This is a genomic window from Candidatus Omnitrophota bacterium (genome assembly GCA_023227985.1).
Classification (GTDB): Bacteria; Omnitrophota; Gorgyraeia; order Gygaellales; family Profunditerraquicolaceae; genus JALOCB01.
The window spans coordinates 47,843-61,774 of the sequence record JALOCB010000005.1 but is presented as its reverse complement, the minus strand read 5'-3'; the positions used below and the strand labels follow the sequence as shown (position 1 = coordinate 61,774).

At 49.1% G+C, this 13,932-nt stretch carries 8 protein-coding genes; all 8 read right to left on the bottom strand.

The window, feature by feature from the left end:
• Positions 1–20: 20 nt before the first annotated feature.
• A complete protein-coding gene (locus M0R35_02035; GenBank protein MCK9594439.1) occupies positions 21–1,508 on the bottom strand; it encodes a sulfatase-like hydrolase/transferase in 1,488 nt (495 codons plus the stop codon).
• Positions 1,509–1,585: 77 nt separating this feature from the next.
• The gene (locus M0R35_02030) at positions 1,586–2,620 is read right to left on the bottom strand and encodes an alkaline phosphatase family protein (GenBank protein MCK9594438.1); all 1,035 of its coding nucleotides are present in this window, start codon (positions 2,618–2,620) and stop codon (positions 1,586–1,588) included.
• Complete coding sequence (locus M0R35_02025; protein ID MCK9594437.1) at positions 2,595–3,716, bottom strand: hypothetical protein; 1,122 nt, start codon at positions 3,714–3,716, stop codon at positions 2,595–2,597. Before M0R35_02025 ends, M0R35_02030 begins: the two co-directional genes overlap by 26 nt.
• Before the next feature lie 74 nt (positions 3,717–3,790).
• Positions 3,791–4,795 (bottom strand): hypothetical protein, encoded by a 1,005-nt coding sequence (locus tag M0R35_02020; protein ID MCK9594436.1) that lies wholly within the window; start codon positions 4,793–4,795, stop codon positions 3,791–3,793.
• Between the two features lie 74 nt (positions 4,796–4,869).
• The gene (locus tag M0R35_02015; protein MCK9594435.1) at positions 4,870–5,937 is read right to left on the bottom strand and encodes a hypothetical protein; all 1,068 of its coding nucleotides are present in this window, start codon (positions 5,935–5,937) and stop codon (positions 4,870–4,872) included.
• A gap of 73 nt (positions 5,938–6,010) precedes the next feature.
• The gene (locus tag M0R35_02010) at positions 6,011–8,842 is read right to left on the bottom strand and encodes a PD-(D/E)XK nuclease family protein (protein ID MCK9594434.1); all 2,832 of its coding nucleotides are present in this window, start codon (positions 8,840–8,842) and stop codon (positions 6,011–6,013) included.
• On the bottom strand, positions 8,835–11,993 hold the full coding sequence (locus M0R35_02005; GenBank protein MCK9594433.1) for a UvrD-helicase domain-containing protein: 3,159 nt from the start codon (positions 11,991–11,993) through the stop codon (positions 8,835–8,837). The genes M0R35_02010 and M0R35_02005 overlap by 8 nt, the downstream gene beginning before the upstream one ends.
• The gene (locus M0R35_02000) at positions 11,977–13,932 is read right to left on the bottom strand and encodes an ATP-dependent helicase (protein MCK9594432.1); all 1,956 of its coding nucleotides are present in this window, start codon (positions 13,930–13,932) and stop codon (positions 11,977–11,979) included. The genes M0R35_02005 and M0R35_02000 overlap by 17 nt, the downstream gene beginning before the upstream one ends.

The following is a 13,932-nucleotide window of genomic DNA, read 5'->3' as shown; positions in this document are numbered from 1 at the left end:
ATTAAAATTATCAGCGGTTATTACCAATAGCCGTTTTCACGGGCATCCTCTAATATGCCATCCGGTATTTTTGAGGTTACCGCGGCGTGGTTACTGAAACTCCTGCAATCCTCAGACCACTTTTTTAGTTTCTGGCAAAGCGCCGTTGCCATTTGAGGATGTTTATCGAGCACATTCGTAAGTTCGTCAGGGTCGCTCGCGAGATGATATAGCTCGTATGTCTCCGATTTGATATTGAGCCATTCGGACCTGGGGATTTTCGGGTTTTCCTGCTCATAAATTATCTCATGTATAAGCTTCCAATCGGCGTTGCGTATGGATTCATTGACGTTGGGGTTCATATATAATTTTTTTTCGCGTATCTTCGTGAGGTTATACGACGCGCCTGCATAGATATGATCATTTATCTGGGTCTGATCCTTCATCAGCGGGATCAGGGACAGCCCCTGGATATTCTTTATAGCGGGGATACCCAATAAATCCAGGATTGTCGGCATCATATCGGCCATATTGACAAATCCGGTTATCCTCCGGCCTTTTTGCCCGGGAAGTTTTATCATCAAAGGCACATGGACCACATCGTCATAAAGCACGCCGCGCAATGTCCCTGCGCGCCCAAACCTCCCATGCTTGGCGAACATCTCCCCGTGCTCGGAAAAAACGACGATTATTGTATTTTTAAGTAGACCCTTACCAAGAGAATCAAGGAAGCTTGCCGTTTGCGAATCGACAGATAGCACTTCTTCATCATAAAGGTCCCGCAGATGGTCTATATCATCACGGGTTATTTTTACCGGCGGCGTTATCTTCCATCTTTTTCGCAGGCCGTTATATGCGCCTTCTTCCGGGATGAAATAATGCGCCCAGTATTGGCCGCCGTGGTCCTCAAACCCGCGATAGGTTAAATCCGGGTTTATCGTGATCTTCTTGCCGGCAGTATCGCTGAATACTCCCTTGAACTTTTTCGGAGGCTTGAAAGGCGCGTGCGCGTCATAACCTTGTATAAATAGAAAGAACTTTTTCCCGGAATTCCTGCGGAGCCAGTCAGAGGCTTGTTTAAATGTTATTTTAAAGCCCGTATACGCCGGATTATCCGCGATATGGTTGAACCCTTTCATATGGCTGAAAACCTTGTTATTGTCCAGGCCGCCGGTAAAAGCGGCGGTATCATATCCATAGCTTCGCAGTAAATCAGGCAAAACGACTGTTTCGGGCGACAGCGCATTATCAAAAGAACGGTTGGCGATCCCGTGGGTATACGGGTATAATGAAGTAAAAAAGGTAGTCATCACCGGCAGGGTCCAGGATGCCGGGGTATACGCGTCATCGAATACCAGGGCATTCTTGGCCCAGGCATCCAGTTTAGGGGTGGTCTGGCGGCTGTATCCGTAAAGACTCATATGCTCGACGCCGATATTATTGATGGCGATAAGGATTAGATTGAAATCCTCGTAATCATAGGCAACCGGATCAGGCTGGGCCTGACTACAGGCTTGCCCGAGAGTCACAGCGAGAAATAAGATTGATATTATCCTGGTTATGAGCATATTAAACCCGTTTTTTTAAGAAACCATACTGCCCGGCCCTACCTGGTCAGATCAGCCCCTTCCAAAGAAGGGGCAATCTTATCAATGTCCAGGCCGAACCTGGATAGGACCGTCGGGGCAAGGTCTTTCCTGTCTCCGGTATTTCGCTTCACTTTGGGATCGTTGGTTATCAGGAACGTGTGCGGTTCATAGCGGTGCTTGGCCCCTTTTATATCGAAACCGTGGTCAGTGACAACGTAGATCAATGTTTTTTCGTAAATCCCCAGTTTCTTTAATGCAGCAATGATCCTCCCCAGCCAGATGTCGTCTTTGATCAAGGCTTGGCCATATTCCGCGGAATATCCCCCGAAAACGTGCCCCTGTTCATCGGGCTCCTCAAAATGCGTAAACATAAAGAAACGCGATTTCGCGTATTTCTTGATGTATTTAAGGGTGTTTTTAACTACTGCCTCGCCGTTTCCCAATCCATTCTGATAAACATCCAGACGGGGTTTAGCCGTATAATATGGCTCTCCTTCGAATGATAATATCATTTCCTCGGCCGGCAAAAAATCGCCTTTTGCCCAGACTTCTTCGCGGTCCCATCCTTTTCTGGGACCGGTGACCCATACGCGATGCCGGCCGCGCGCTCCTAAATTCTGCCTTTTTCCGGCCAGGAATATTGTTATGATCCCCCGATCCCCAAACGCGTCCTCCAACCTTTCGAAAACAGTATAGCCCGCCGGTATAGGTTTATAGTTAATCCGGTTAGCCAGGACCCCGACAGTCTTGCTGCTATATCCGGTCAATATCTCCGCCCATCCCGGCTTAGTCTCGGTCCGTCCCGTGGTGATCTCGGTATTGACCATTGCTCCCGCGCGCATTATCTCTTTCAGGTTCGGCAGCTTACCCGCGCGCAGGAAGTCCGTTAAAATATCCCGGTTAGTTCCGTCCCAGCCTACCAGGATGATATTGGTAAAATCGCCGGTGTTGCGGCCTTGTCCCTGAACCCCGGCAAACGCGAATTTGCCGCTTATCAACAGGACAGCCAGCAGGACCGCCGTTCTTTTAATATTCCGACTGCCAATGGTCATCTTTTTCGCCGATCCCCAGGTTCTCTAATGCCTTATATACCAGGCTATTGTCTATAAAATCCTCGATCTTTACGTTTTTATCGGCGATATAGTTATATTTCCTCAACAATCCCATAACCCTGTATAACAACCCGGGGTTTACGATCGGGACGATATCATACTGCGGATAATTAAGCCCGTCAAGATTGACCGCCATCTGCAGCCCCTTGGGTTGTTTTTTAGTCCTATCTTCGTAACTGAGGCCGTGCTCGTATTGTATCCGTTTGATATAAACCTCAAGAAATGCGGTTAAGCGCTCCTTATTGTTTTCCAGAAATTCTTTGCGGCAGACTAAAAGGGCGTGGGAAAGTTCGGGATCAGCCCAATAATGCAAGGGCCGGATCATCTTAAATGAACCGGTTATTTTGGAATAAGCCATCAGGTGAAAATACCCGCCGTCTATAACGCCGCGGGCAATGCCTTCCTGCATTTTGTCTTCAAACAGGTTATCGACAATTATCACTTTATTCTTCGGAAGCTTTCTTTTTTCTTCCCGGGTGGAGGGCAAGGCGTCCAGTTGCAATATCTGTTTTTCTGTGTCGAGCCCTTCTTTTTTAAGGAATTCCCGCAAGAACATAGCGTCCGCGGCGCCGGCCCGCCTGGAGATCAAAACCTTTCCCAGGTAGTCCGAAGGCCTCGCCGCTTTAAAGCCTTTTTTCATCGCGAAAACATGCCCGGAATGCCCGCGCACATCATGCCCCAGCTCGGCAATGGCGACCACCGGCTGCCCTTCGCACACTGAACGGATAAAAGAACTTTCCCCGACTACCGCCAGGTCAAATTGCTTGTTCATGACCTCTTCCATGAATTCCGTGCCGGTAACCGCGCCGGCTTTGTTCCCCCCTCCCTGATTGAATTCCCGGATCGATTTTGGGATCAATTTATAGTTTTTTTCATATAACCTCTTTGAATAAAACTCAACCGGGATTCCGTTTTTATCGAATTCAGCATTTTCATACGCGCGCAGCAATAAAACTGTCCGGCCGCCATGAAAATAACCCAACCGGATAGGCAGGGCATTATCATCGGCGCCCAGCCTGAACGCGCAAGAGATCATACAAGCGCCCGCGGATATAGCGATAAATAATATTTTTAAACAAAGGTTTTTGTCCACTGTGATATCTGTTCCTTTTATTTTTTAGGCAAAGAAGCCCGTTTCACGATTTCCTGATAAACCTCTTCGGCTATGATCTTGTGCGCTAACGCGTTCGGCCGGCGGTTTGCGTCGCTGACCCAGAACAAATCGCATTGCTTGTTCTTGAAATAGACGTCATAAAGATCCAATACATCCAGGTTGCTTTTCGCGCACTTTTTTTTGTAAAGTTCATGCACCCATTTATGGGGGTAACTGCCCTCGGATAAATCGCCTAACCAGGGCACAAAAACGATTATGGCGGGGACATCCGTTTTTCGGCTTAACAAGGACAGCCTTTTTAACGCTTGGTCGGTTTTAATATGGCGCAGCCCTTCGCCCGTATAGCGGGTCAGCACGGTATTTTTTTCGTCATAGTGCGACATTTTCAGCGCCACCGGCGCGATAATAAAACGTTCTATTAAAGATACCAGAAAACGCGCGGAATACAGTTGTTTAGGCGTTCGATCGCGAATCAAGCTGAACCATCTCAGCTTAAGCCTGGTTTCCAGCCATACCTTGGAGCCCAGATCATGGCCGAAGATTATCAAGTCAGGGTTATAGCGCATCCAGTATTTCTCGAGAAAGGCTTCTTTTTGGAGGTCGTTATATTGGCCGCAGCCCGCATTGATAACTTCGTAGTCATTAATGTTTTTGAACGGTTTGCGTTCATTGAGCAATACTTCTAATCGTTTTACGAAAGATTCTTCCAGAGCGACCGCCCGGCCGAAAACAGTGCATTCACCGACTGCGATGACCCGGAATGTATATTTGGGTTTATTGATTGAATAGATCCGGTCCCTTATCCTTTGAGGGCTTATTTCGATATCTGTTTCCCATACGCGCCCTTTAAAACCTGCGGTATGGAGCCATTGGATCTCGGGGTCAAGGATCTCCTCGTATACGTGCGGCGCGGGGCCCCAGCCAAATAACCGCAACAGCAATTCCGCGGCTATAAAAAACAAAATGGCGATCAGGCTTATACGCGTGTTTTTTTTCGACATGCGATGGCGAATACCGATATTCGTTCGAGGTTTTTTAGAGGGTGTATATGGCACAATGAAAAACAGTTGATAATTTAGTACGACCTGGCTGGGGCGGCGCCTTCAGTGCTGTTTATTATCTCGTTCACTTTCCAGTCATCCCCTTTCCGCTTCATTATAACCCGCATGGTCAATGGTCCGGAATTGAAGGAAACGTTTGCCATGCCGGTATTGCCGGTCAGATCAAGGGTAAACATCCTGAAATTCTTTTTGTTTACGGACAATGATTCAGTGTTTCCGACCCGGCGCTTTTTCATATGCGCCTGCCTGATCTTCCTGAATTCATCCGTAACGCTGGTAAAACACTGTGTTAGATCCGCATCGTTCTGATGCAGGAAAAAATTCCAAATAACCTCGGTTATCTTATCGTAATCGGGAATATTTGAAATTCCCGGATTTTCAACCCAGGATTCGCCTTGGGCGTGCTGTATATTGTTTATTTTCCATCCGGAAACTTCCCTTTTTAATATGACGGTTTTATATGAAGCGCTCAGAAAAAAAGAAACGCTGACCGTGATGGAATTGTTATCGGCGTTCAAGACAATATCATCAAGCGTAAAATCCTCCATACCCTCCCGGATATCATTTGCTTGGCGGATATTGCGTTTTGCCCGGTTAAACAAAAAAATTTCCCTGAATTCATCCGTAACGCTGGTAAAAAACTGCGTTAGGTCCGCATCATACTGATGCAGGAAAAAATTCTTAATAGTCGAGGTTAGTTTGTCGCGATCAAGGTCGCGCAAATCTATGCGCGGGGCATCAGCTTGATTCGCGGGCGGTTCGGCGGCGAGAATGGATCTTGTATCGCCGTCAGCTTTGGCATCAGGGTAAGGACTGGCGTTTACCGCCGTATTGCCCGGCGGGTTTATATCAGCGGCCGCGGGGGCCAGAGGGGATTCAATGATTTCTTTTATCTCTTCTGAAAAATATGTGATCGGTATGCCGTTTTCCTCGATACGGATGAAAGAGTCGGCCTTTTTTATTATTTTTCCTTCTATCTTTTGCCCGTCTGTTAAGATGAGCGTATCGGCGAAAGCCGCGTTCGGACAAACGGCCAGCACGACAACAAAAATAGCGGATAAAAATTTGATCCGGCCACTCATTTTTCACCCCCTCGATTTAAACGCTTCTTATGCGATTATATCATAAAGAAGCCCGTAATCAATAATTACTTGGTTATCGCCGGCAGAGGCAGGAATATGGGCAAATCGCGCAGTAATTCGGGTTTTCGTCGTCTGGACGGAATGTTGCTGCGGGGTCCAGCATTTCGCCGATCAGCGCGTCCAGCCCCTTTATGAATACCTCCATGGCCAGGCCCTTGTCCTGTTTTTCTTCGTCCTTGAAAAGAGCGGTTATCGCGGGGCTTTTGAGGTTGTAGAACGCTGCGTTTATATCGCGGCCGGAATAACAATCTTTGATAAAATAGTAATACAGCGGCAGTTGAAAGGATTTCACCGTATTTTTCAGAGCCTCCCGGCTAAAGCCCTTACTTTGTATCTTTTCTGTGCTTGCGGGTTTCAGGTCGGTGCTGCCTGTTTTATAATCCAGTATCAATAAACTTTCATCCCTCAGCCGGTCGATGCGGTCGATCCGGTATTTGAACCGGAATCCGCCGCAGGACAGGTTGATCGACCCTGTTTTTTCCTCCTCCAGGCATAGTATCTCCTGTATATCCCTGAGGCTTTCATAATCCAGAAAGTTGTTCATTCGCATAGATACGATCTCTTTAAGCATAAAAGAATCGGATTTCATTTTGCGGCTGAATTCCCGGTCAAAGCTTTTTTCAAGGATCCGGCCGAAGTAACTCCGGAAATCCCGGTCGAATGATGGAGGTTTTTTTCCCCGGAACGGCTTATAGGCGTCTTCCAGCAGGTTGTGGATGAATGTTCCGATATCCCTGGCTTCGGGATCATCAAGCAGGTCTTCTTTTTCCTCCAAACCCAGGACATACTGGTAATAAAAACGCAGCGGGCAGTTAAGATAGGTATTCACCCTGCTCGCGGAGAATGTCCGGTTAGCTAAGAATTCTACCATCTCTTTATTTTTGGGTATTTCCTGCTGTTCCGGCCGGATCTTTATCCCGAAGTTGGCGTGGATGGCCGGGTCCGCGCCCAAGGCCCCGGCAGCTTTCTGTTTTTCCCAGATCAATTCCTGGATGAACCTGCTTTTTTCCTTGTCGGTCCCGGCCGCATACACCAGGTACGCCTGCTTTGCCGCGCCCAAAAGCCGCATGAATTGATAACGCTGTATCTCGTCTTCCTTCTCCAGCCGGTTCAATCCCAGGGCCAGCATCACCTCGCGGGGTATCAACGGCTCATAAATATTCAATTTGGGCAGGACACCTTCATTCATATCCATAACGATCACGTTCTCGAAATTCAGCGACCTGGTCTCAAAAAGCCCCAGGATCTGCAGGCCCTTCAGCGGGGAACCGGAAAACGCGACCATTTCTTTTTCCAGGCCGTCCATAAAAATGCGGTAGATATCGCCGGCGCTGAACTGCTCCGCGGAAAAATCCGCTTTGCCCAATTCACGGCAGATCTCCAGCATCCGGCGGGTGACCAGGAGATTTACCGGGTAATTAGGCAACAGGCTGTCTTTGATCAGCGCGTTAAGCAGGCTTTCCAGGCAGTCCGCGAACCCCCGGAAGTCGCCAAGCCCCTGCCAGGAATAAAAAAGCAAATGATGCAGCCGGCAGATGTCCTTTTTTAGCCGGCTCGCGTTTATTTCCAGCCCCATTCCGCAGAGGGTTTCCTGCGCCTGGCTGTAAATATCCCCCATCTCCTCGACCTCATCAGGGCCGATAAAATGGCTTCCGGACACCTCGCTTTCGCGCATACCGGTCAGGTACTCCTCTATCTTATGGCAAAGCACGCGGGTTACAACCGGGTCGGCGGTTTGCGGCTTCAGGTTCTTGATCAAAGGATGGCTGATCGCCTTTAAATAATCGCGGGTATAATACTTGCCGCTCTTCATTGTTTCCTGGGCCTTGAAGATCAATTCCAAGAGCGAATACAGGGCGCTGCGTTTCAAAGGATAACCTATGGAAACATTATAATCCTGGGCAATGCCGGTTATCTCCGAAAGCAGGGGAATGACGCTGTCCGGGTCAGGCAGCAGTATAACGGTCTTGTCACGGTCAGGCGTGTCTCTTAGTATCTCGCGCACCAGGCAGACCTGGGAATGCGTATCGAAACCGGAATATATATTCAGCATATATCCGCTTTTTGCCGGTTTCTCCGGGGGGATCTTTATGCCCAGCTCTTTTTCTAACTCATCCAGCACCGGCCAGCGTTTATCATCTTTCTGAAAGAAAAGCGTTGCCGCTTCAGCGTCGTAATAGTTACGGATTATAGTTTTTTCGGTGCGATGCAGGTAGAAAAGATTGCAGAAAAATAACCGCTCAAAGCCGTTTTTCGCCGTTCGGCTGGACATCTCCGCCGCCATACGGTACAAAAGCCCCCGGGAATACCGCTTCTGTTTCTTTAATTCATTGTGGAATGACTCCCGCAATAAAATAATGTTCTTAAGCAGGATATTGATGTTTTCCGGGACATCGTAACCGATCGACGCGCTTTTCTGGATATTGTTCAGTGCGTCCGGACGGATATCTTCAACATCCAACTGCTCGATGAACAACAGTAATTCCCTGGACCACGGATAGAATTGTGAGAAGCGCTCCCTGCCTTTGAGCATCTCCGGCAGTATTTCGCGGCAGATCGTATAAAGCAGGAAACAGCCGTCCATTACGCTGATCGGCGGATATCCGGGTTCGACAAGCGCGATCGAGCGTACGAACTCATCCATCGAATAGAATTCCGGAGGCAAATACGCCTTCTTGATCCTGTTGGCCAGCTCGCGCTTCATGAATAAGGCCGGGCGTTTGCCGCCAAAAACCAAAGCGATCCTGCTGAAATCGCGTTCTTTCCCCGCGTAGTTTTGGCAGAGGAAATCGCTAATTTTCGCGATGAAATTATCCTTGAAGCCGTACGTAATGACCTTATCCATCCACTTCCTCATGCGTAGCGTCGGAAAGATAGATCAACGAGCCCCTGACCGTCTTCCCGGGATAAAGCTGTTTGACCATCCGGATATATTCGCGCATCTGGATGATCCCGGATCCCCTCTCTTCTTTTGATGATTTATAATCGGCCAGCAATACCTGGTTGGCGGTAACGATCATCCGGTCTATACGCTTTGTCTGGCCTTGAGCGTTGACAAACTCTTTCTCCGTATAGACCTTGGCGCCTTCCTCGCGGAAAAACTGCGCTAACCCCGGCGAATCCAGGGTAAGCCGGATTTTTTTCTTTAGGCCGACAAGATCAGTTATATCCTCAAAAAGCGGGTCGGCCTTTCCAATCGCCATCTTTAAGGCCTTTTGGAGGCTGACATCCTTGTCTACCAGGTTTGGTATGTAAGAAAGCACGGCGTGGCTGTATTCCCCTTCCCGGAGCCTTTGGCGGTTGTCCAATTCGGACACCTGGACGAACTCGTCCTTTAAGACCGGTATCCAACTGGCGTATCGCAACGGCGGGATATCCAGGGTTTTTACGGATATATTGGCATCCTCGCGGGATATCCGGTTTTTCTCGCCGGATTCCAGCAATTCTTCGGTTATAAGCAGGTTTGCCAGATTATAAGAATTCGCGCTTTTTGGGGGGATAAAGCAATAAAGTTCAGATCTGGCCCGGGTGAACGCGACATAGGCGTTGTTTAGTTCATCGATCAGGCTGCGCCGGTATTCGGCCCGGTAAACGCCGGCGAGGAATTCCGAAAATTGCAGGTAGTTTTTGTTCAATTTTAAAAGCCGCAGTTCTCCCTGTTCCGGATACACGGCATACGGCCTTTTATCCTGTCCCGCGCTTATTTCCGGGTTGATCTCCAAAAACGGTATTATCACCGCGTCAAACCCCAGGCCTTTGGCTTTATGCACGCTCATGACCTTTACCGCGTCCGCCGAAGAGATGTTTAAATACATATCTTCGTTATGCCCGGATTCGAAATATTCCAGGAATGATCCTATGCTCGCGTTCTCCTCGTTGACCCGGTTCTTTATCATTTCCAGGAAGCGCATTATAAATCCCTGCGCGTCCCGGAACCTCTCCGTTATCCTGAATCGGGAAAATATGGTTATGACCAGTTCGTAAATCGGGATAAACCCTACGCCTTTGAAGAATTCCTCAATAAACTCATCCCATATCCCCGGGTAACGCCTGCGGAATTCCCGGTACAGATAAACATCCCTGGCTTTGCTCTGCCGGTCGCGATGCGCCGAAAAAATAAAACCGCTTATTTCTTCTTTACTGATACCGCCGGCCCGCGTGAATATGTCGCCGAGAATAAACGAGGCGAAGGAAAGATCGTCGATGGGAGAGTTCAGGAACTTTAGGAATGAAATTATTTCCTTGATCAGGCCATGGCTGCGGATGTTCAGGGTTTTTTCGGACTCAACCGGGATATGCTCCAATCCCAGCCAGGAGGTGATCTCCTCGATCTGGCGGTTGGTCCGGCAGAGTATGGCGATATTGCGGTATCCGTTCAGCCTGGCGGACAATTCACGGATCAATTCAACGCACTTAACCCGTATAATATCGCCTGTATCTTCGCCTGCCTGGGCATCCACCCGCTCGATCCGGACATATCCCGAGCTTTTAACCTGGGACTTTTGAGCGGAGCAGTCAAAAACCGCCAGGATATCCGCGGCTTCGGAAGCGGTTAGAGTTAACCCGCTTTTTTTTGTTTCTTCCTGCGCATCTTTTTCCTGCAGGAAACGCTTGAGGTTATCCAGGGAAAATACCCGGTTATTAAAATCGACGATAGCAAAACAGCTGCGGTAATTATCGCTTAAATACGAACGTTTTACCGGAAAATTCTGAAATTGGCTCTGCAGGCCGTCAAAAAGCCGGGTATCCCCGCCCCGGAACCGGAATATAGCCTGTTTTTTGTCCCCTACGTAAAACAGGCTTCCGCCGGTTGATAAAGCCTCTTCCACCATCAAAAAAAGGTTTTTCCACTGTAATGCGCTGGTGTCCTGGAATTCGTCGATCAGGTAGTGCCGAAAACGGGTGGCCAGGCGGTAATACAGCTCAGGCACTGTTATTCCCTGCTCATCGAACAATACCCTGGCCTTGCGGTTAAGCTCCGCCAGGAAAACCACGTCATCCTTTCCCGCCGCGGATAATAATTCACCGTAGAAAAGCTTGAAAATATCTATATAGCAGTTTAAAAGCGCCAGGGCTTCCAGTTCGAACAGCTCCCCGATCTCTTTGCGGATCCGCGCCCATAGCAGGGCGGTCTTTTCCGGGGCCTGGTAATTTTTACGGATCGGGAATTCCTTCGCAATAAACGACCGGGAAAGCTCCTCGATATTCAGGCTCTCCCCGTATTTGTCCAGCTTGTTCCGAAAAGCTTTAAATACCGACTGGTTCGTCCCGTCAGGTTCATTATCGCGTAATTCAGTCATCAGCCCGATAAGGTTTCTTCTGGCAACGAACAGGCTGTTTTTATCCTTCAAGCTGTAGCCGGTAAATCCTTTCCCGTAAACATTGCTGTCGTTTAACATCTTTGCCAGCGTATCCAGGATATCTTTCTTCGGCAGCCATCCGGCTTTGTTCTCCAGGTATAAATACTGGCGCAGGTACCCCTCAAAAACCGCCATTACCTCATTATTGCCGGCTGCGCGGTCGATCAATTTATCCAGGCAGAAACTCAAATATTCGTCATAATTGGTCTTGATCTTGAACCCGGCGGAAAGGTTCAGTTTGAACGCGCACCCGGAAAGGATCGCGTTTATAAAACTGTCGATGGTCTGGACCTGGAAAAAATTATAGTTCCGGATGATCTCGTCCATCACCAGGAACGCCTTTTCCCTGGCCGCCTCTTCGCCGGTCTCCAGGAAGGATAATATCTCTTTTTTCTCCCCGGGGTCCCTGAATTGGTTAAAAGCGATCTTCTTCAGGAATTCCAGGATCCGTTCCTTCATTTCTACGGCCGCTTTATTGGTAAAGGTGATCGCCAGGATGGAGCGCAAAGGGATCTCCCCGGGTTTTAGCCCGGGGCCGATCAAAAGGCGCAGGTATTGCTTTGCCAGGGCATAGGTTTTGCCAGAGCCGGCTGAGGCCTCGACAACATATATCTGGGCTTTAGATATCGTAGTCATCTTCAGGGTCTAAGGATACATTCTGTTCAAGCTTGGACAACAGCTCAGGGCATTCCAGGAAGCGCGAGACCTTATTAAACTGGCTGGTGCCGAATCCGGCTGACTCGTGATGCAGGGATAATATCAGGTGTTTTCTGGCCCTGGTTACCGCCACATAAAAAAGCCGCTGCTCCTCCTCGATACCGTCTTCGTCGTTAAGCGAAAAACTCACCGGCAGCACGCCGTCAACCATTCCGATCAGGAAAACGCAGGTCCATTCCAGGCCTTTGGCCGAGTGTATCGTGGACAGGGTCAGCGGTTTCTCGCTTGCGTTAGCCAAACGGCTTTCCTGCGCCTGGTTTTTTTCCGGAGGATCAAGGGCGAAATCCGCCAGGAAGTCTTTAATGGAATCGTACCTGCGGCAGATCTGCTTCAACGCCTCAAGGTCGTTCAGTCTCTGCTGCCAGTCATCGAATTTCTCTTTCATTATCGGCCGGTAGTATCCCAGGATCTCGTCGAACTGCTTATAAATATCGGCTTCGCCGCCGGCGATAGCCGAGAACAGACCGCCCAGCCTGGCCAGCCCCCGGGAATATTTGGCAGGTTTATCCAGCTTGCCGGAAAGGACATTGTTCATCATCCCGTCCATGCCCGGCTCTTCTTTTAATCTGGTTATTATCCTTGAGGCTGTTTTTTCACCAATCCCGTCGATCAGCATCAATAGCCTGTTCCAGGCTAACTCATCTTTCGGATTATTAGCCGCCTTTAAATGCGCCAGCAGGTCTTTAACGTGGCTGGTCTCATTGAACTTTAAGCCTCCGAACACCTGAAAAGGGATATTGCGCTTATTCAGCTCCATCTGCAGCGGGATCGAGATATACGCGGAGCGGAACAGCACTGCCTGGCGGCCCAGATCGATGCCCTGATCGCGGAATTCCTGGATCTGCCTGCTGATCCACTCGGTTTCCTCATAAGCGTTACGGAAAAAAAGAAGCTCGGGTTTTTTTCCGGCATCCTTAACCGCCGAAACCAGGGATTTGGAGAATTTCTTTTTCATATTCTTCAATATGGCGTTAGCCACATCCAGGATCGTTTGATGGCTGCGGTAATTCTCCTCCAGCTTGATCACCCGGCATCCCGAAAAGTGTTTCGGGAAATCCAGTATATTCTGGTGCGAGGCCCCGCGAAACCCGTAAATGCTTTGGGCGTCGTCGCCGACCACCATTACGTTCTTATGCTCGCCGGCCAGAAGAAAGGTGATATCCGCCTGAAGTTTATTGGTATCCTGATATTCATCGACCATAATATAGCGGTATTTATCCGCGAGCTCTTTTCGGATAGATCCGTTCTTCTGCAAAAGCAGGCGTAAATAGATCAAAAGGTCGTCGTAATCAAAATAGCCTTTCTCGATTTTGTAGCGCAGGTACTCGTTCTTGATCTCTTCCACCTCGGCGGAATAATCCGCGAAATCCGGGTATTCTTTCTCCAGGGTTTCGCTTATCGACAGGGATTTATTGATCGACATGCTGATCACCTTGCGTATAGTGTCTTTCCTGGGGGCGCGCTTATCCTCGCTGAAAAAACCCCGCTTTTTGAGGCATGCCCCTACCGCCTCCTGGGCGTCATCCTCGTCAAGTATGGAGAAATCATCGAATCCGATGAGTTTTGAGTGTTTTTTGAGCATCTGGTAGGCGAATGAATGGAATGTCCCGCCATCTACGTGATTACAGCGGCTGTCGTGCCTGGCGGCCCTGGAGAGCATTTCCTTGGCCGCGCGCCTGGTAAAGGTGAGCAAGAGTATGGATTGCGGCCTGACGTTATTGCGTACCAGGTAAAGCACCCGGTATTCGATCACCCGGGTCTTGCCGGATCCGGCGCCGGCAATTACCAGGATCGGGCCGTCTATAGCCTTCACTACCTCAAGCTGGGCGGTATTCAGGTCTTTGGCGAATTCATGCAT

Bases quoted from the DNA above. Each gene is read 5' to 3' on its own strand.
- M0R35_02030 (MCK9594438.1), bottom strand. From the start codon at position 2,620: ATGACCATTGGCAGTCGGAATATTAAAAGAACGGCGGTCCTGCTGGCT.
- M0R35_02025 (MCK9594437.1), bottom strand. From the start codon at position 3,716: ATGATCTCTTGCGCGTTCAGGCTGGGCGCCGATGATAATGCCCTGCCT.
- M0R35_02020 (MCK9594436.1), bottom strand. From the start codon at position 4,795: ATGTCGAAAAAAAACACGCGTATAAGCCTGATCGCCATTTTGTTTTTT.
- M0R35_02015 (MCK9594435.1), bottom strand. From the start codon at position 5,937: ATGAGTGGCCGGATCAAATTTTTATCCGCTATTTTTGTTGTCGTGCTG.
- M0R35_02010 (MCK9594434.1), bottom strand. From the start codon at position 8,842: ATGGATAAGGTCATTACGTACGGCTTCAAGGATAATTTCATCGCGAAA.
- M0R35_02005 (MCK9594433.1), bottom strand. From the start codon at position 11,993: ATGACTACGATATCTAAAGCCCAGATATATGTTGTCGAGGCCTCAGCC.
- M0R35_02000 (MCK9594432.1), bottom strand. From the start codon at position 13,932: ATGCATGAATTCGCCAAAGACCTGAATACCGCCCAGCTTGAGGTAGTG.